General features: G+C 35.0%; 13 protein-coding genes. 8 read left to right on the top strand and 5 right to left on the bottom strand.

Annotated features, from left to right (window positions below; all coding sequences use genetic code 11):
- Nucleotides 1–191: 191 nt before the first annotated feature.
- The 8 genes from H600_RS0104570 (at nt 192) to H600_RS0104535 (ending at nt 13,614) form a co-directional block, all read left to right on the top strand.
- Complete coding sequence (locus H600_RS0104570; protein ID WP_026727685.1) at nt 192–3,218, top strand: SusC/RagA family TonB-linked outer membrane protein; 3,027 nt, start codon at nt 192–194, stop codon at nt 3,216–3,218.
- A gap of 36 nt (nt 3,219–3,254) precedes the next feature.
- Entirely contained in the window at nt 3,255–4,847 is a 1,593-nt protein-coding gene (locus tag H600_RS0104565) for a RagB/SusD family nutrient uptake outer membrane protein (RefSeq protein ID WP_026727684.1), read from the top strand.
- A gap of 212 nt (nt 4,848–5,059) precedes the next feature.
- A complete protein-coding gene (locus H600_RS0104560) occupies nt 5,060–6,154 on the top strand; it encodes an endo-1,4-beta-xylanase (RefSeq protein WP_026727683.1) in 1,095 nt (364 codons plus the stop codon).
- A gap of 101 nt (nt 6,155–6,255) precedes the next feature.
- Complete coding sequence (locus H600_RS0104555) at nt 6,256–8,499, top strand: glycoside hydrolase family 3 N-terminal domain-containing protein (protein WP_026727682.1); 2,244 nt, start codon at nt 6,256–6,258, stop codon at nt 8,497–8,499.
- Nucleotides 8,500–8,577: 78 nt separating this feature from the next.
- Nucleotides 8,578–9,477, top strand: a complete 900-nt coding sequence (locus H600_RS0104550; RefSeq protein WP_026727681.1) for a PKD domain-containing protein — start codon at nt 8,578–8,580, stop codon at nt 9,475–9,477.
- A gap of 93 nt (nt 9,478–9,570) precedes the next feature.
- Nucleotides 9,571–10,989: a hypothetical protein gene (locus tag H600_RS0104545; protein WP_026727680.1), complete on the top strand. Its 1,419-nt coding sequence runs from the start codon at nt 9,571–9,573 to the stop codon at nt 10,987–10,989.
- 95 nt (nt 10,990–11,084) lie between these two features.
- Nucleotides 11,085–12,887: a glycoside hydrolase family 2 protein gene (locus H600_RS0104540; RefSeq protein WP_026727679.1), complete on the top strand. Its 1,803-nt coding sequence runs from the start codon at nt 11,085–11,087 to the stop codon at nt 12,885–12,887.
- Nucleotides 12,888–13,029: 142 nt separating this feature from the next.
- Nucleotides 13,030–13,614, top strand: a complete 585-nt coding sequence (locus H600_RS0104535) for a 5'-methylthioadenosine/S-adenosylhomocysteine nucleosidase family protein (protein WP_026727678.1) — start codon at nt 13,030–13,032, stop codon at nt 13,612–13,614.
- A gap of 53 nt (nt 13,615–13,667) precedes the next feature.
- On the opposite strand, the gene H600_RS0104530 is transcribed toward H600_RS0104535, so the two are convergent.
- The 5 genes from H600_RS0104530 to H600_RS0104510 all read right to left on the bottom strand — a co-directional run bounded on the left by H600_RS0104530 (nt 13,668) and on the right by H600_RS0104510 (nt 18,863).
- Nucleotides 13,668–14,507, bottom strand: a complete 840-nt coding sequence (locus tag H600_RS0104530; protein ID WP_026727677.1) for a DUF4249 domain-containing protein — start codon at nt 14,505–14,507, stop codon at nt 13,668–13,670.
- 4 nt (nt 14,508–14,511) lie between these two features.
- Nucleotides 14,512–17,130, bottom strand: a complete 2,619-nt coding sequence (locus H600_RS0104525) for a TonB-dependent receptor (protein ID WP_026727676.1) — start codon at nt 17,128–17,130, stop codon at nt 14,512–14,514.
- Nucleotides 17,131–17,232: 102 nt separating this feature from the next.
- The gene (locus H600_RS0104520) at nt 17,233–18,075 is read right to left on the bottom strand and encodes a FecR family protein (protein ID WP_026727675.1); all 843 of its coding nucleotides are present in this window, start codon (nt 18,073–18,075) and stop codon (nt 17,233–17,235) included.
- A gap of 12 nt (nt 18,076–18,087) precedes the next feature.
- Nucleotides 18,088–18,297: a hypothetical protein gene (locus tag H600_RS0104515; RefSeq protein WP_026727674.1), complete on the bottom strand. Its 210-nt coding sequence runs from the start codon at nt 18,295–18,297 to the stop codon at nt 18,088–18,090.
- A 47-nt stretch (nt 18,298–18,344) separates the two neighbouring features.
- Nucleotides 18,345–18,863 carry an RNA polymerase sigma factor gene (locus H600_RS0104510; RefSeq protein WP_026727673.1) on the bottom strand — a complete coding sequence of 173 codons (519 nt, stop codon included), beginning with the start codon at nt 18,861–18,863 and terminating at the stop codon, nt 18,345–18,347.
- Nucleotides 18,864–18,969 lie beyond the last annotated feature (106 nt).

Genomic DNA, 18,969 nt, shown 5'->3' with positions numbered 1-18,969 from the left:
CACGTCCGGCAATTTTTTAAGTATTTTATTACGAATACCTTTTTTTAAGCATTCAAAATGTATAAAATCCTTAAATAAAGACATTGACACCCCTAAAAACGAATAACACCCTCCCTTTCACACGTCTTTTATTAGTCACTTTTGCAACACAATCACGTAACCAATTTAATTAACTAACCAAAAAAATTACAATGAAAAACAACAAACATGAAAAGATGCTTTTTCTTGGAGGAAACTATCTGAAATTAGTTTTGATGCTGTTCATGTGTCTTTTTGCAATACATGCGAATGCACAAGAAACTGCAATCACAGGAAAAGTTGTCGATAATGCAGGATTACCTTTGCCAGGTGTAAATGTGCATGTCAAAGGAACTACAAAAGGAACTCAAACCGATTTTGACGGGAATTTCTCGGTAAATGCACCTGCAAAAAGCACACTTGTTTTTTCTTTTATAGGAATGGACGAAGTGTCGGTAGAAACAGAAAACAAAAAAAATCTAAAAGTGGTTTTAAAGGCAAGTTCTCAGGCGCTGGATGAAATCATAGTCGTAGGTTATGGCACTAAAAAGAAAAGTGACGTAATCAGTTCCGTTGCATCGGTTAAGCCGGGCGATATGACAAAAGTGGCTACTTCTGATGTGGGAGAAATGCTTCGAGGAAAAGCGGCAGGGGTACAGGTTACTTTGGCTGATGGAGGACCAGGAAGTTCGTCTTCTATTCAAATTAGAGGAAAAAAATCAATCAACGGAAGCAACGAGCCGATAGTAATTGCAGACGGTATCGTGATAGGAAACATCAATGATATTAATGCCAATGATATTGCTTCATTAGAAATCTTGAAAGATGCCGCCGCTCAATCAGTTTATGGAGCCAGAGCATCAAATGGAGTGATTTTGATTACCACCAAAAGAGGGAAAACCGGAAAAGCAAAAGTGTCTTATAATGGTTTCTCAGGAGTGCAGACAATAAACCGAAATTTTGATATTTATAGCGGTGAAGAATTTGCACAATTAAAAAGAGAAGCTTACAGAACAAGCAATAACGGAGTTTATAGACCAGACAATCAGGTTTTTTCTCCACTTGAATTGCAGTCTGTTCAATCAGGAGAATATATTGATTGGGAGAAATATATTTTGAGAACCGGCGTGACCAATAACCACAGTGTAAGTATTTCTTCGGGTACAGACAAAATGAGTATCTTCTCAAGTATCAACTATATTAATACATCTGGTGTAATTCCAAATTCTGATTTTGAAAAAGTAGCAATGCGACTTAATGTCGATCAGCGCATCAATGACTGGATTAAAATTGGGATGAACGTTTCCCTTCAATATTCGGAAACGAATAGTCCAAATGTTGGAAATGTTTTGAATAACGCCATTAATACATCACCGCTTGGACAGGTGTATAATGAAGATGGGTCTTTCCGTCATTTGCCAGGAGGAATTCAAGAAACACCAAATCCACTGATTGATATTTATGAAACCAATACAAATCAATTGAATCGAAATGATATTATGAATATCTTTTTGGACATCAATATCTTAAAAGGTTTTACATATAAATTAAATGCCAGCCGAAGATCTTGGAATTATAAAGGAATGACTTTTAACTCCTCAAAATCACTTTCTGGAATTGCAAATTCAGGTCAGGGAAGCGGGAATATCACTTTTAAAGACAACGTAGAATATCAGTTGAGTAATATTTTGCATTATAATTTCAATTTGGCCGAAAGAAATCATTTTAATGCTACTGGAGTTTATGAAATTACCTCGTCAGAATATAATGACTTTGTAAATACTGCAAGCAGAATTCCGAGTGATATTTTAGGAATCTATGGTTTGGAAAGTGCTTTTTTGAATACGCCACTTATTGGCGGAAATGAACGTGATCTTATTTCATTTGCCGGAAAATTAGAATATGATTTTGACAGCAAATATTATTTCACTGTTTCAGGAAGAGCTGATGGGTCTTCAGTATTTGGAGCCAATAACAAATGGGGTTTTTTCCCGGCTGTTAATGCTGCTTGGAATGTTTCAAATGAAGAATTTATGAAAGAACACGTTCCTGTTATCAGCAACTTGAAATTAAGAGCAAGTTATGGAAAAGTGGGTAATCAGCCTCAAAATCCTTATCAGAGTATGGCAACTGCTAGTCAAAGGGATTACATCATAAACGGAGTGAAAGTTTCAGGTTATGTTCCGGGGTCTCAATTGTCAAATCCAGATTTAAGATGGGAAACCTCAACGCAGTTAAATCTTGCAGCCGATTTTGGATTATTCAAAAATAGATTAACAGGAACGGTAGAAGTTTATAATACCGATACTTCAGATTTATTGATTTATGAAACTTTGAATGCCAATACAGGTTACACGACAAAACTTTCGAATCTTGGAAAAGTAAACAACAAAGGTCTTGAGATTACATTGAATTCAGATGTTATCAAAAAGAAAGATTTCAGATTGAGTTTGGGGGCAACTTTTACTAAGAACAAAAACAGCATTGTAAGTATTTATGGCAAAGATGCCAATGGAGATGGAAAAGAGGATGATGCTGTTGGGAATCTTTGGTTTATTGGAAAGCCAATCGATGTTTATTACCAATACAAAGCGGTTGGGATTTATCAAGAGGGAGAAAATATTCCAGTTGTGACAGGAACGACTTTACTTCCGGGAGACATAAAATTATATGATGCTGATCCGTCAAATGGTTCAAATCCAAATCCGGATCAAGACCGAGTTCTGACTTCAAAAATGCCAGATTGGTTTGGAACATTTTCGATAGGCATGGAATACAAGCGATTTGATTTCTCTGCAGATATTTACACGGTTCAGGGAATTACAAAAGACAATCCATTTTTATACAGTTATGTTCAAGGAGGATCTTTAAGAGGGGTTAAAAATGGTCTGAAACAAGATTACTGGACACCAGAAAATCCTGGAGGAAATTGGCCAAGGCCAAGAGATGGGAATGATCCGCCATACATCTACACGTTAGGATTGCAGGACGCATCATATGTTCGACTTCAAAATATATCTGCTGGATTTAAATTTCCTGAAAATACCATTAAATCTTTAGGATTAACTAATCTGAGACTTTATGTAACAGGAAGCAATTTGATTACCATTACTGATTTTCAATCGTACAGTCCTGAAAAAAATGCAAATGAATATCCGGAGCCTGTAACTTTTGTAATGGGATTGCAATTAGGTTTTTAATTAAGACACAAAATGAATTTAATAATTAACAAGATCATGAAAAATATAAATTTCCTATTTGTTTTGCTGTTTCTATTGACTTTAGGATTTGCCTCTTGCGAAGATTTTTTGGAGGAAAATGTAAAAGATCAGATTGCAGTAGATTATATCTATAATTCCCAAGCTGGACTTGAGGTTGGGGTGAATGCACTTTATAACCAAATGCGCTATTATAATTTGCCATCGGGCGACAACAATGATTTGTGGGCCAATGTATTTTTTATGGTGGCAACAGATTTAGGTTTGCATAGAACATGGAATACACCTTATGGAACGGGACATAATCCACAAGCTTTCACAGGCTCAAAATGGATTCAAGGCTATAAAATTATCGACAGATGTTCTGCTATTATCACTTCAGCAAGATCGGTAAAAATGGATGAAAATGCCAAGAAAAGATTAGTAGCGCAGGCACGTGTAATAAGAGGTGAATTGTATTTAGACCTTAAACAAATGTATGGTGGTATCTTGATTGATACTATCCCGACAACTCCTCAAAATATCAACGATCCAGTAGAATACAAAGTAGCAACTGATGCCGATGTTTACAAACTAATTGACAGCGATTTGGATTATGCGATTGCTAATCTTCCTTATAAAGTTGATGCAGGGCGTTACGGACAAGGAGTTGCCAGACATATTCGTGGCAAAAGCGCCATGTGGCAACAAGATTGGGCAACAGCAGCGGCACAGTTTGATGCTGTAATTAATGAAGGAACTCATGCTTTAGTAGCCTTGAGCGAGGTTTGGGGGCAAAATGCTAATCATAAAGAATCGCTTTTCACATATCAAAAAGACTTTTTGTTAGGTCCAAATGATAATTTGGCCGGTGGTGGCGGTTCGTGGCTAAGCAGTGTTTTTACTAATAGAACTTACGAATTAAATGCAAGCGAATTAGTTCAAGATGTGGCTTATGGCGGACAAGCATTAGGATGGTTTTATCCAAACAATTATCTGAAATCACTTTACGATCAAGCTAATGACTTACGATTCAAAACCTATTATTATTCGGATAATTATCAGGATTATAAAATTAATGTGGCAAGCAATCCAAAATTTGGACAGCCTATTACAAACCCCGCAATTGCCGCTCCAAACGGAAATTACAGAGCTTGGCATTGGAGTTTGAAAAAGTACCACGATACTGAGAAACTGCCTATGACTTCTGATAGTTATAAGGATTATATGTATTACAGATTAGCAGAAACGTATTTGCTAGGATCTGAAGCACATCATAATCTAGGTAACGATACAAAAGCGCTTTTGTATCTCAATAAGGTGAGAAGAAGAGGTTATACAGGAAATCCGTTAAGTACAGTAACTACTTATGATATTACAACCTGGACATTAAATAATTATTTAGACGAATCGGCAAGAGAATTGGCTTTTGAAAACAACAGATGGTTCCTTTTGAAAAGATTAGGGCTTCTGGTAGAAAGACAGAATTTATATTTCCGCTCAAGTCCGTCAGGAACTATTTCTGGTGAAGTGCCTCTAAAAATGACTCCAGCAATGGTAAACATGCCAATTCCGCAGAGCCAAATTGATTTGATGGGAAAACCAGCAGGATTTAATGTTGGTTACAATTAAGGTTAAAATCTGATTTATGGATAGAAACATATTTCTTTTTTCATAGTTAAAGCTATGTGCATTTGAATAAGTGAAATACCTTTTATGTTCAAAGTAAAGCTATGTTTCTATCTGTTTAAAAAAAAATCAAAAAAGTTAAGGTTAAAGTTAGTAATAACCCATCCGGAAGTTGGAATAATCCTGACTGACTTCCGGATTTAAAAACAGACACAATGATCAATAAAAAATATATTCTGGGTATACTTACCGTATTGATGTTTGCTTCTTGCAGCAACGACGAAAAAGTAGTTTTTATAAACGCTGATGAAGACGGTTCAGGCAATCCAAATCCGATTACGCAGACTTTAAAAGAAAAAGCAAAATTTAAAATTGGTGCCGCAGTCAAAATGAAGGATTTGCAAAACGAAGCCAATTATAAAAATGCAGTTTTAAAACATTACAATCAAATTACAGCCGAATTTGAAATGAAAATGGCTAGTATTTGGACTTCGTCAACAGCATACAATTATACTGCTGCAGATTATTTGGTGGGTTTTGCCCAAGAGAATAAAATGGAAGTTCACGGGCATACTTTGGTTTGGTACGACTCTTTTCCAGAATGGTTCAAAAAAGCCCAATACGATTCGATTGCATTTGAGGCAAAAGTCAAAGTTTACATTACCGATGTTGTAGGGCGTTACAAAGGAAAAGTAAAAAGTTGGGACGTAGTGAATGAAGTTTTTGCTGATGGTGGTGCTTTAAGAAATGAAGCTGTAATTAAACCTGTTTTTAAAGATCCAATCGGATTTTACGGAAGATGTTTCCGCTATGCAAAAGCGGCAGATCCCGATGCGAAATTGTTTTACAATGATTATAGCGTAGTTCTAGATGCAGGAAAAAGAACCGCAATTAAAAAAATGGTAGCGCGATTTAAAGCCAATGGTGTGCCGATTGACGGTTTAGGTGATCAGTTTCATTATGCAACAGATACTAACAGACAAACCATGAAAACCGGTTTTACCGATATGGCTTCAACAGGATTGCTCATTCATATTTCTGAGTTAGATATTAAAGTCAACACTGGAAAATCGGATTCATATGTGTTTAATGATACTGAAAATCAAAAGCAAGCAGAAACGTACAAATACATCACTACTATGTATGAGGAATTGCCGCAGAATCAAAAGTTTGCTATTTCAACTTGGGGCGTAACGGATAAATATACATGGCTGACGGCCTTTTGGCATTCAAAAGAGTATCCATTGCTTTTAGATGCTGATTATAACAAAAAACCTGCGTATCAAGGATTTTTAGACGGATTGAAATAGGAGTTTAGAGAATAGAATAAAGAGAATAGACAATAGAAATAAGATTTGAAAGAGTCTTTTTTCTATGCTCTACCTTCTGTATTCTTCAGAAAATATTTAAAATGAAAAGAACAATTACATTACTGTTTGCTTTTTACTGCGCACTTAGTACAGCACAGCAGAATGCAACAGATAAAAAAATATCCGAACTGTTGTCAAAAATGACCCTAGAGGAAAAAATCGGGCAGATGACTCAGATTACTTTGGGCACTTTTGAAGAAAAAGGAAAACCAGGACTAAGTGTTGCAAAACTTAATGAAGGAATTCAGAAGTATTTTATTGGTTCGATATTGAATACGCCAAACCGCTATTCGCCGGATACAAAAGAATGGAGGCAGATTATGACCATGATTCATAATGCCAATAGCAAAAACCGACTACCTATTCCAGTTTTGTACGGAATCGATGCCATTCATGGCGCAAGTTATACTATGGGAGCAACTTTGTTTCCACAGCAAATTGGAATGGCGGCAACTTTCAATACTGAAATTGTGAAAAAAGGCGCTTCAATTTCTGCTTATGAAACAAGAGCATCCTCGATTCCGTGGGTGTTTTCTCCAGATTTAGATTTACCTAGAAATCCAGCTTGGTCAAGAATCTGGGAATCTTTTGGTGAAGATACCTATTTGACATCCCGAATGGGAGAAGCGATGGTAAATGGTTTTGAAGGCGGAAACATCAGTTCAAAATACCAAGTTGCTTCTTGTATGAAACATTTCATCGGATACGGAAGCACTACCACAGGAAAAGATAGAACGCCAAGTATCATTCCGGAACGTGTTTTAAGACAATTTGATCTTCCTATTTATGAAGCCGCAATTAAAGCTGGCGCAAAAAGTGTTATGATCAGTTCAGGTGAAATAAATGGAACTCCTGTTCATGCCAGCAAATACTTGATTACTGATGTTTTGAAAAAAGAATTGGGTTTTAAAGGCGTTGTAGTAACCGACTGGAAAGATATTATTTACCTGCACACACGTCATAAAGTGGCTGAAACGAATAGAGAAGCAGTGAAAATTGCTGTTTTGGCCGGAGTAGACATGAGCATGGTTCCAGAAAATTACTCTTTTTGTATTGATTTGTTAGACTTGGTAAATAAAGGAGAAGTCCCGATGTCGCGTATTGATGACGCCGTAAGCCGAATCCTGAAGTTGAAAATAGAATTGAATTTATTCGAAGGAACTCTCGCCGATGCAAAGCTATATCCAAAATTTGGTTCTGCTGAATTTATCAATGAAGCTTATAATGCCGCAGCAGAATCCATCACTTTATTGAAAAACAAAAATGCAATTCTTCCTTTAAATAAAAATGAAAAAATACTGGTTACAGGACCAACAGCCAACAGTATGGTTGCATTAAACGGAGGATGGACCTACACTTGGCAGGGAGACAAAACTGATGAATTGGTTCCCGATAAAATGACAATTCTAGAAGCTATCCAGCAGAAAGCTGGAACTACAAATGTAATGTACGCCAAAGGCGCTGACTTAGCATTAGAAAACGATGAGGAAATCAGTAAAGCAGTTGCGTTAGCAAAAGATGCTTCGAAAATTGTTCTCTGTTTAGGTGAGAAAAATTATACTGAAACACCTGGTGATATCACGAGTTTGTATATCAGTGCCTCGCAGATTAAGCTGGCCTTGGCGCTAGCCAAATTAAACAAACCAATCATCTTAATTTTGAATGAAGGAAGACCTCGATTAATTAGTGATTTTGAGGACAAAATGGACGCTATTGTTCAGTGTTATTTACCCGGAAATGAAGGAGGAAGAGCATTGGCAGCTATTTTATTTGGTGAAGTGAATCCAAGTGGAAGACTGCCATACAACTATCCTAGATTCCCAAATTCATTAGAAAAATACAATCGCAAATACACTGAAAGTTTAGCCGACAGCGAGCAGAATGATGATGCAAAATACCAAAGAAGTTATCAGCCACAGTTTGAATTTGGAACGGGATTGTCATATACCACTTTTACGTATTCAAATCTTCAATTGGATAAAACAGAAATCAATTCGGGCGAGGAAATTTCAGTAAGTGTTGAGGTTACAAATACGGGCAAAATGGCTGGAAAAGAAGCTGTTTTGCTTTATTTAAGTGATTTATATGCTAGTATTACGCCAGAAGTAAAGGCTTTAAAACGTTTTGAGAAAATTGCTTTAGAACCAAATGAAACCAAAACAGTTCGTTTTAAATTAAATCAAAAAGATTTGCAATTTGTCAATAACGATTTGAAGTGGATTTCGGAAAAAGGAACTTTTAAAGTTCAAATCGGAAATCAAACCAAACAGTTTGTGTTAAAATAAATTACAATCATTGAAAGTCTTTTTTGCCTCAAAAAAAAAACTTTATAACTAACTATTATTAACCAAAAATTTGAAATCATGACTATAAAATTAAACCATATAGGACAGTTGAAATATTTGCTTTTTGTACTTTTTGCCGTTTTGTTTTCTTGTGAAGAAGATGTGAGAGAAGTCTATCTTTATAAAAAGGGGACAATAGAGGCTACTGCTACAAATACTTCAATCAAAGCAGGAGAAACAGTAACCTATACTGATTCGTCTACAAAAATACGTGCAATAAAATGGACTTTTCAGGGGGGATCTCCTGGCGTTTCAATCGAGCCGAATGTTGAGGTAAAATATAACAAAGGAGGATCTTTTACCACAACGCTTGAAATTACGCACGTAGATAATACAATTCAAAAGAAAACCTTTACAGTTGAGGTTGAAGCACCTGCAACGCCTCCAATCATTATTCCGGCTGACGCTCTTAAAATTTATTCTGAAAATCCTGATTTTACTAAAACTGCTCCTGTGTTAAACTGGGTTTCGAGCAATCAGTTTGTAATCAAAGAAGTTGCGACTGATGGATATGAAGGTGCATTCAGGAATTTTTCTCTTCCTGCAACAGCTCCTGCAACTGAAGCGAAATGGGCAATGGCAATTCTTCAGTTTGTAAACTTCACAGACATTTCATCTTACACCTATATCAATATGGCGGTAAGAACAAGCAGTACGGGTAAAATTAGATTCAGAATGAAAGATGCTTCTAACACTGGTTATGTAGAATTTGATGCGACAAGCAATTTGTACGGATTGAAAAGAGACGGGAGTTGGAACATGGTTAAAATCCCAATTGCAGATTATAAAAAACAAAATCCGCTTTTAGATTTAACAAAAATCAAGGACATATTAGTATTAAGAAGCGTTGATCCAGAAGACGTAAGAGCTTTAAACAATTACACTTTTGATATTGATCATATCTATTTGTCTAAATAAGACATTCCACTTGTTTATTACACTATTATGTAATTACGGGGCAGTTTTGCTCTGCCCTGTGATTTCTCAAAAAATAATTAAAAAACGAATTTAATGAAATATTCCATTTATGTATTGTTCTGTTTTATAAGCCTGATTTCACTACATGCACAGAATAAAATTACGTACCAAAAAGTCGAAGCCAGACAAAATGCATTGGATCCAAAATGGGTGGCTTATGACGCCAAAACAATTGATAAATTACCTGGATTTAAAACAAAAAAAATAACCTCGGGTTCGATTTATGGCGGTTCTAAAATGTGGCAGAAAGAAGCAACAGGATTTTTTAGAACCGAAAAAATAGACAATAGATGGTGGATTATTGATCCCGAAGGTTTTCCTTTTATTTACAAAGGAATTGCAGTTTTTAATGCAGGACGTTCTGTAAATCAGCAGAAAGCATTTGATGCAAAGTACGGTAGCAAAGAAAACTGGGTAAAACAGGAATCGGAATTATTGCGCAATAACGGATTCAATGGCGTGGGGGCATGGTCAAATGTTGACTTGGTTCGAAATGCAGAAAATCCATTGGTTTATACCGTAATTATTTCGCCAATGGGAATGTATCACTCAGATCATATTAAAAGATACGGCGGAAAATACAAAGAAGCCAGTTGGCAAAATTACCGTTTTGATTTGGTGATGGTTTTTGACAAAGAATTTGACGCATATGTCCAAAAAGCGGTTCAAGAGGTTTCTCAATACAAAAATGATAAGTATTTGATGGGTTATTTTACTGATAACGAACTTCCTTGGTATAACGACGCATTAGATAAACATTTAACTTTATTGGCCAAAGATGAGCAGGGATATATCGCTGCGAAAACGTGGTTAGATCAAAGAAAAGGATTTAATGCATCATTAGCCGATGTTACAAAGGAAGATAGAATGGCATTTACAGCATTTTATTTTGAAACCTATATGAAAAAGGTAACAGAAGCACTTAGAAAAGCAGATCCGAACCATATGTATTTAGGATGTCGTTTCAATCAGGATAAAGAACAAGAATTAACCAATCCTGAGATTTTTAAAGTTGCCGGAAAGTATATGGATATTGTTTCGATCAATCATTACAGAAAATGGGAGCCCAATCAGGAATTGATGAACAAGTGGGGAGAATGGGCAGGTAAACCATTTTTGATTACAGAATGGTACACTAAAGGAGAAGATTCTGGTTTGCCAAACAATACAGGCGCGGGCTGGCTGGTTCGCACGCAAAAGGAAAGAGGGCTTTTTTATCAAAACTTTACATTGGAATTGCTTAAAAATAAAAATAGCGTCGGTTGGCATTGGTTCAAATATATGGATAATGATCCACAGGATTTAAGCACAGATTATTCAAACAGAGATTCAAACAAAGGAATTGTGAACAGTAATTTCGAACCGTATCTGCCTTTGTTAAAAGAGATGAAAGTGATTAATGACAACGCTTACGAATTGACGCGTTATTTTGATAAAAAAAATAAAAACTAAAATCTGCGCCATCTGCTAAATCTGCGAGCGAATAATTTTTTCCGAAGATTTAGCAGACCCGCAGATGAAATCTAAAATAATTAAATGATTTAACTATGAAAAAAATTGTAATGCTGTGTTGTACTTTTCTGATCTTTGGAAAAGCAATGGCTCAGGAAGTTCCTTTGGTCTCTAATATTTCTGCCAGAAACAATATTACGTTAAACGGACAATGGCGTTACATTGTAGACCCACTGGAAAATGGCTATTATGATTACCGCTTAATGCCATTTAAAAACAACGGGTTTTTCGAAAACAAAAAATTCAACACTACAGATTTAACCGAATATAACTTTGCGACTTCAGCTGTTATGAATATTCCGTCTGATTGGAATTCGAAAGATCAAAGATTGTTCTTTTACGAAGGAACGGTTTGGTTTCAAAAAGATTTTAATTATAAAAAAGAGGCTAAAAGCAAAGGAATTCTTCACTTTGGTGCGGTTAATTATGATGCGAAAGTTTATGTAAACGGAAAATTGGCTGGAACACACGTGGGCGGTTATACCCCTTTTAATTTTGATGTAACCGATTTGTTAGTTGACGGAAATAATTTCGTAGTTGTAAAAGTTGATAACAAACGCCATAAAGACAATGTGCCAACCGTAAATATGGATTGGTGGAATTACGGTGGCATTACAAGAGATGTGACTTTAGCGCAAGTTCCAAATACCTATATTGAAGATTATCTGATTCAATTGGACAAAAAAGAAAAAGGGAAAATTTCAGGTTGGGTAAAATTGAATAGTCAAAGTGGAAATCAGTCTGTTTTAGTTTCAATTCCAGAATTGAAAATCAAAAAAAACGTTATGACTGATGCTAAAGGGATGGCTTATTTTGAAATCAAAGCCAATCCAGTTTTATGGACACCAGAAAAACCAAAGTTATATGACGTAACCATCAGCAAAGCTGACGAAAATATAGCCGATCAAATAGGGTTTCGAACTATAGAAACTAAAGGAAAAGAAATTCTATTAAATGGGAAAAAAGTCTTTTTGCGTGGTATCAGCATTCATGAAGAAGCCCCTTTTAGATCAGGAAGAGCATGGTCGACAGATGATGCCCATACATTGCTGACTTGGGCGAAAGAATTAGGCTGTAATTATGTTCGTCTGGCGCATTATCCGCACAATGAAAATATGGTAAAAGAAGCGGAGAAAATGGGTTTGATGATTTGGTCAGAAGTTCCAGTTTATTGGACCATTTCTTGGACAAATCCTGATACTTATGCTAATGCAGAGCGTCAATTGCATGATATGATTTACAGAGATAAAAACCGTTGCGGTATCGTAATTTGGTCGATTGCAAATGAAACACCACATGGTGATGACCGCGATATTTTTCTAAGCAAATTGGCAAAGTATGCCCGTACGCAGGATAATTCTCGCTTGATTAGTATGGCAATGGAAGTTACAAAAAGCCCAAACAATGTCAACACGCTTCATGATAATATGAATGAATACGTAGATATTGTGAGTTTCAACCAGTATTTAGGATGGTACCGAGGAACAAATGAATCTTGCAAGGATATGACATGGGTAATTCCGTATAACAAACCAGTTATTATCAGTGAGTTTGGAGGTGAAGCTTTACAAGGTCTTCACGGAGACAAAAAAGAACGCTGGAACGAAGAATATCAAGAAGAATTATACATTCAAAACACGCAAATGTTCAACAGGATTGAAGGTTTAGCTGGAGTTTCTCCTTGGATTTTGGTTGATTTTAAATCGCCAAGAAGACAGTTGCCAAATATTCAGGATTTCTTTAATCGTAAAGGATTGATTTCAGATCAAGGAATTAAAAAGAAAGCTTTTTATGTGATGAAAAGCTGGTACGAACAAAAAGAAGAAGAATATAAGTAAACATGAAGTTTAAATAAAATGCAAAACCTTCAAAGTCATTTTGATTTTGGAGGTTTTCTATTTTAAAAAAAACTGTAGTAACTTTTTTGCAACAGCTACATAATTTTAAATGTATTTTTGCCAACGAAAATTAAAGTTACTCATGATAAAAATTAATCAAACAGAATCTTTTGCCGTTGAAGATATATTATTCTGTTTTGCACTTGAGTCTGAAGCGGCAGAAGTTTTTAAAGAAAATAATGTTGTATTTACAGGAATCGGAAAAGTGAATGCTTCTTATGAATTATCAAAAGCGATTCAAAATAAAAAACCTTCTATAATTATAAATCTTGGTTCGGCTGGAAGCAGTTGTTTTCAAAAAGGAGAAGTAGTTTGCTGTACCAAATTTGTTCAACGAGATATGGATGTTCGTGGATTGGGTTTTGCATTATATGAGACACCATTGTCTGGTTTGCCTCCAGTTTTAGAATATGGTTTGAAAATGGATAATTTGACGGAAGGAATCTGCGGAACTGGCGATAACTTCGAAATGGAACATTGCTCAGATGCGTACAATGTTGTCGATATGGAAGCTTACGCATTAGCCATGATCGCCATGAAAGAAAATATTCCCTTTTTATGCTTAAAATATATTTCTGACGGAGCCGATGATAACGCCGCAGAAGATTGGGCCGTTCAAGTACATAAAGCGGCCATTGCTTATGGCAAAATTTTAGGATTAATCTAAAAAAAAGAAAACCCTTAACATGATAGTTAAGGGTTTTTCTTTTAGGTGAAAATCTACTTTACCAAATAAGAAACAGCATCTGCTTCGCAAAGCCTAAAATAACCCAATGCATAGTTATTGACATTATTTGTATTTACAATATTTCCTCTGATATTTCCAGGCGGAACCTGAAAAGGATTTGAGTTCGAAGCTTCCAAAATTAGTTTCATATAATTAAAAAAGTTTTTAGAAATACCACGATGCAAAAGGTTTAAAGTATTTCCTGCCTTCATGTCTTCATGAGAATATCTCGTGCTTATTTGGTTTCCATTATAGAAATCGTCATTTGTTATTTCATATTCTGGAAAAATTAAAAATTCGCTTTGGTATTCTGTTAAATAAAAATTTACTTGATCAGCAGGATCGGTATAATAAAACGTGACTTCAATTACATCTTCTCCTCCAAAATCAGGCACAATTTTTTGTTCTATTTTATCAATTGGCGTAACCGATGTCAGTTTTTCTGCTGCCGTATAGCTTTGTCCTTCGGCTTGAACAAATAGTTTGTAATCCATGTTGATGACCGGAACAAAATTGGTGCATTTATAAATTCCTGCTTCAGCTTCAGTAAAGGTAAAAACATCGCCATTGCTATTTTCCACTCGCACTTGCGCGCCAGAAACTTTTGGCGTCGTGCCATTGTAATAAGGTGCCGTTTTGCTGATTTTTATGGTTTGTTCATTTCCAGCTGTTCCTTTTTTCCAAACGATTTCAGCATCAATAACAAGTTTCGTTTCACCACTTTTTAAATCCAGATTTACTACATCTTCGCAGGAGCTGAAAAACAAAACAGAAAAAAGACTCAATAATGCCAATGCTTTATTCATGATGCTGTATTTTTTTAACTTATTCATCGCATTAAAATTTAAAATTATAAGAAACCCCAGGCACGATTCCGAAGATTGAAAGTCTTCTCGTTTCATTCATTCCTGTATCTTCATTAGTCGTAAAATTCATTGAAGCAGCATTTTTTCTATTGTAAATATTGTAAATGCTGAATACCCAATAGCTTTGCCATCCTTTCTTTTTTTCTGGTCTTGGTGTATAAGTTGCGGCAACATCAAGATGATGGAAAAGTGGCAATCTGTTTTCGTTTCTCAAAGAATAATTAGGAACATGAATACCGCCAAATTCATAGTAACCATTTGCATATGTTACCGGCTGACCGGATTGCAAGGTGAAATTTCCATTAAAAGACCATTTTGGACTAAATTCATAACTTCCCACAACACTTAAATTGTGCAGTTTGTCATAACCAGATAAATACCAGTCACCGTTTGCAATTCCAGGTTCTTCAGGAGTTCTTCCTGGTGTTTTTTGTTCAGCGCGCGATAGGGTATAAGAAATCCATCCGGTGAAATTGCCGGTATTTTTTCTCAACAATAATTCCATTCCGTATGATCTGGCTTTTCCGTTCAGGATAACTTGTTCGATATTATTATTTGCCAAAACATCAGCTCCGTCAATATAATCAATTCGGTTTTGAACTTTTTTATAAAACAATTCTCCTTCAAAAGAATAATCGCCGTCTTTAAAGTTTTTAAAATAACCCATTGCATATTGATCCAGCATTTGCGGTTTAGTAAATGGGCCACTTGGTGTCCAAATGCTCATTGGCAAAGGCGACTGAGTATTGGATAAAATATGGATATACTGCGCCATTCTGTTGTAGCTTGCTTTTACAGAAGTGTTGTCGTTAAAAGCATAGGATAAAGCGGCTCTCGGTTCAAAATTGTCGAAACTGCTTATCGTTTTCCCTTTTCCATAAGATATTGTACCTGTAGGAGTTCCTTCTTGATAAATATTATACAACGGATTAAAAACTACGGCTTGGCCATTTTCATATGTACTTATTTCTTCTGATCCTAATCGATAAAACATGCTATAACGAAGTCCGTAACGGAAATTCAATTTCTCTGTAATTTGATTTTCAAAATCGATAAAAGCTGAAGTTTCTAAAGCATATTTCTTATCTAATTGCTGATAATTAAACTGTGAATCTGAACTAGTTGGCTGTACAACTCCAGGATTGAAATTATAATACAAACCGTCAATTCCATAATTGATTTTGAACTTTTCAGATTTCTGATAAAACCAATTATATTTTAATCCATAACTTTTAATGTTGCTGTCCCATTCAAAATTTTCTGATGAAAGTTCTAAATTGAATTTATAATCACTGTAAAAAGCAGAAAGATTTGAATTTAAACGTTCAGAGAACTTATGTTTCCAGCTCAAGATTCCCATTGTACTTCCGTAAGTGCTGGAAAAACGCTCATTGATATCAAATAAATCATTGCCCAAATAACCAGAAAATGAGATCGTATTATTAGCATTGAAACGATAATTAAATTTAGCATTCAAATCATAAAACATGGCAGAGTTTTTATTATCTGCCAGTTTCATGAACAAATGCGCATACGAAGCACGTCCGGAAAGGATGAACGAACTTTTCTCTTTCTGTATTGGTCCTTGAACCAAAAGGCGGCTCGAAATAATTCCGATTCCACCGTTTACTTTATAGTCTTGAAAATCTCCGGTTTGTTGTGCTACATCCAAAACAGAAGAAACACGGCCACCAAATCGAGATGGAATACCGCCTTTATATAAATCTAAACCATTGACAATATCAGCATTAAAAATCGAGAAAAAACCAAACATATGTGAATCAGCATAAACAGGAGCGCCGTCTAAAAGAATCAAATTCTGATCAGCTGCACCACCGCGGACATTAAATCCTGAAGAAGCTTCTCCAGCATTTGTAACGCCCGGCAAAGTCAAAATTGATTTTAAAGGATCTGGCTCGCCCATTGCAACAGGAATTCGTTTTATTTCTTGCATCGAAAGCTTGTTGACACTCATTTGGGTATTTTTGATATCGGTAGCTTTGTTGGTTGTTACAATTACTTCGCCCAATTGCTGACTGTCTGATTCTATATTGAAATTAATTGTAGCATCATCAGTAATCGTGATTTCTTTTTCTTGATTTTTAAAACCAACGTAACTGATTACAAAAGTGTAAGTGCCATCTGGAACTTCAATGATGAATTTTCCGTTATAATCCGTTACGGTGCCGGTTTCTAATTCCTTAACAAAAACATTGGCACCAATAACAGGCTGTTTTTCATCATCAATAATCTGACCTTTCAGCTTGTTTTTTTTTTTAGCTGTTTTTGCAGATTGTGATTTCTGCTTTACAAAAATATTATTGCCAACAATCGAAAATTGAACAGTTGCTGATTTATTTAATTCCGAAATAAGTTTCGAAACCTCAATCTGCTTGTAAGTGTTTTTCTTTGTGAAATACCTTTTGTTGGTATCGATTTGATCTGTAAAAGCAAATTTAAAATCGGTTTGATTTTCAATCTGCTTAAAAAATTCTTTCAAGGTTAAGTTTTGATCCACAGTGACTGTTACCTTTTGGGCAGAGGCCCATAAACTGATTAAAAAAAAGCATGCTGAAATTATATGCTTCATGAAATTTTGTATTTTTGGATTATTATTAAATGGAATAACTTCGTGTTATCCTGATTATAAGGAGGATGTGTAGTTTCGCGGCTTACATCCTTTTTTTCTTTTCTACTGAAAAGTAATCTGTTTTAAATCTTCATTTATTTCAAAATTTAGGTTATACATTTCTGATATTAATTGTACAATTATTTTTAAATCCTCTTTTTTATTGATTCGGATTGTGATTTTCTGATCTAAATTTTCTGTTGGAAGAATTACTTTGTAGCCATAATTTTCTTGAATGTATTGGCTTACGGCAGAAAGTTTTTCATTATCAAAATCAATAAATCGGATAAATTCTTCCACAGCTGCAGTTTGGTTTCCGTACGTAAATTTTTCGCCCGGTTTCAAAATCCATTTTTGATTTTTGCCTTTAACATTCATTTGAACGCTTCCTTCATAAAGCTCCACCGTTACTTTTTCATCTTCTGTTTCATTAACGATAAATGAAGTTCCTAAAACTGTTGTTGTGGTTTCATTGCAAAAAACCTGAAAAGGGTGTTGTTTGTCTTTTTTGACCTTGAAATAAACTTCGCCATCAACTTCGATTTTTCTGTTTGTAGCAAAATTATTTCCGTAAATAATTTTGGAATTCGGACTCAATTCAATTTTGGAAGAATCTGGCAAGACAACGAATTTTATTTTTGAAGACGTATTTTCAATTACGTTTGCTGCAAAAACGGCATGTTCTTGTTGGGAAGCGTTATTTTTAAAGAAAATTCCAGTTCCAATTAAAACAAAAAGCAATACTGCCGCGGCCGCGTAATAACGCCAAGGCTTGGTTTTCTTTTTCTTTGCAAAAGTTTTAGAATGGAATTTTGTCCAACAAGCTTCTTTTTCGCTTTCAGAATTTGAAACAGGAGTTTCGTTCCATAATTTTTTGAATTCTTCGTCAAAGTTTTCTTTATCCATGATTTTGGGGTATTAAATGATTTGACAATGAAAACCTTGTTTACTGAAAACTCCATAAACCATTTCTTTAATATCACGATTGGTTTTGATTTTGAGGATGTTTTCTTGACCCTTTTTATCGAAATTTATGATACAATCTGAAATGACGAATTGTAAAAGAGCGACAAGCAAACTTGCGTCTTTTTTGGTTTTAACATTAGTTTTATACGCTTCGATGTGCATTTTTTTGTCCTTGTTTTTATAGATAACAAACGAGAACAAAAAAGTTCCTAATGGTTTTCGATTTTTTTTCGAATAAATTTACTGGCGAGATAAATATGATTGGCAATAGTCTTCTCAGAAAGATCTGTGATTTCTGCAATCTCCTTATAGCTAAGGTTTTCCAGTTTGTGTAAAGTAAATATTTTTTGTTGCTGTTCCGGAAGCTGATTGATGAAATTATGCAATTTTTCGCTTCTTTCGTCAAACACTGAAGTATCAATCTCTTCCTGTAAGATATCAACTTGCGGATCAAGCTGAATTATTTTATTTTCTCTATTAATATGATTGATGATGATATTCTTGCAAATGACAAATAATTGTTTGTCTAGTAAAACATCTTCGTTGAGTAATTCTCTTTTGTTGTATAATCGAATGAAAGTCTCCTGAACAAAATCTTCTGGAGTGAATATTGTAGAATTAAATCGTTTGGCAATATTTATCAGTTTGTCGTAATAATTGAAGTAAACTTCCTTAAAAGCTTCTTCATTACCTTTTTTTAAACTTAAAATAAATTTTTTATTGTCCATAACGAAAAATATCGAGACTAGCTTTTAACTAGTCAAAACTCATTGGAGTCAATATTATTGTATTCAAAATTGATCATTTTCAATTAAGAATGTAACAAGTTGCAAA

The sequence above is a fragment of the Flavobacterium denitrificans DSM 15936 genome, assembly GCF_000425445.1.
Taxonomy (GTDB): Bacteria; Bacteroidota; Bacteroidia; order Flavobacteriales; family Flavobacteriaceae; genus Flavobacterium; species Flavobacterium denitrificans.
This window is presented reverse-complemented; position numbering and strand designations above follow the sequence as displayed.

Excerpts from the sequence above, each read along its gene's own strand:
- H600_RS0104570 (WP_026727685.1), top strand. The coding sequence starts at position 192 with ATGAAAAACAACAAACATGAAAAGATGCTTTTTCTTGGAGGAAACTAT.
- H600_RS0104565 (WP_026727684.1), top strand. The coding sequence starts at position 3,255 with ATGAAAAATATAAATTTCCTATTTGTTTTGCTGTTTCTATTGACTTTA.
- H600_RS0104560 (WP_026727683.1), top strand. The coding sequence starts at position 5,060 with ATGATCAATAAAAAATATATTCTGGGTATACTTACCGTATTGATGTTT.
- H600_RS0104555 (WP_026727682.1), top strand. The coding sequence starts at position 6,256 with ATGAAAAGAACAATTACATTACTGTTTGCTTTTTACTGCGCACTTAGT.
- H600_RS0104550 (WP_026727681.1), top strand. The coding sequence starts at position 8,578 with ATGACTATAAAATTAAACCATATAGGACAGTTGAAATATTTGCTTTTT.
- H600_RS0104545 (WP_026727680.1), top strand. The coding sequence starts at position 9,571 with ATGAAATATTCCATTTATGTATTGTTCTGTTTTATAAGCCTGATTTCA.
- H600_RS0104540 (WP_026727679.1), top strand. The coding sequence starts at position 11,085 with ATGAAAAAAATTGTAATGCTGTGTTGTACTTTTCTGATCTTTGGAAAA.
- H600_RS0104535 (WP_026727678.1), top strand. The coding sequence starts at position 13,030 with ATGATAAAAATTAATCAAACAGAATCTTTTGCCGTTGAAGATATATTA.
- H600_RS0104530 (WP_026727677.1), bottom strand. The coding sequence starts at position 14,507 with ATGAATAAGTTAAAAAAATACAGCATCATGAATAAAGCATTGGCATTA.
- H600_RS0104525 (WP_026727676.1), bottom strand. The coding sequence starts at position 17,130 with ATGAAGCATATAATTTCAGCATGCTTTTTTTTAATCAGTTTATGGGCC.
- H600_RS0104520 (WP_026727675.1), bottom strand. The coding sequence starts at position 18,075 with ATGGATAAAGAAAACTTTGACGAAGAATTCAAAAAATTATGGAACGAA.
- H600_RS0104515 (WP_026727674.1), bottom strand. The coding sequence starts at position 18,297 with ATGCACATCGAAGCGTATAAAACTAATGTTAAAACCAAAAAAGACGCA.
- H600_RS0104510 (WP_026727673.1), bottom strand. The coding sequence starts at position 18,863 with ATGGACAATAAAAAATTTATTTTAAGTTTAAAAAAAGGTAATGAAGAA.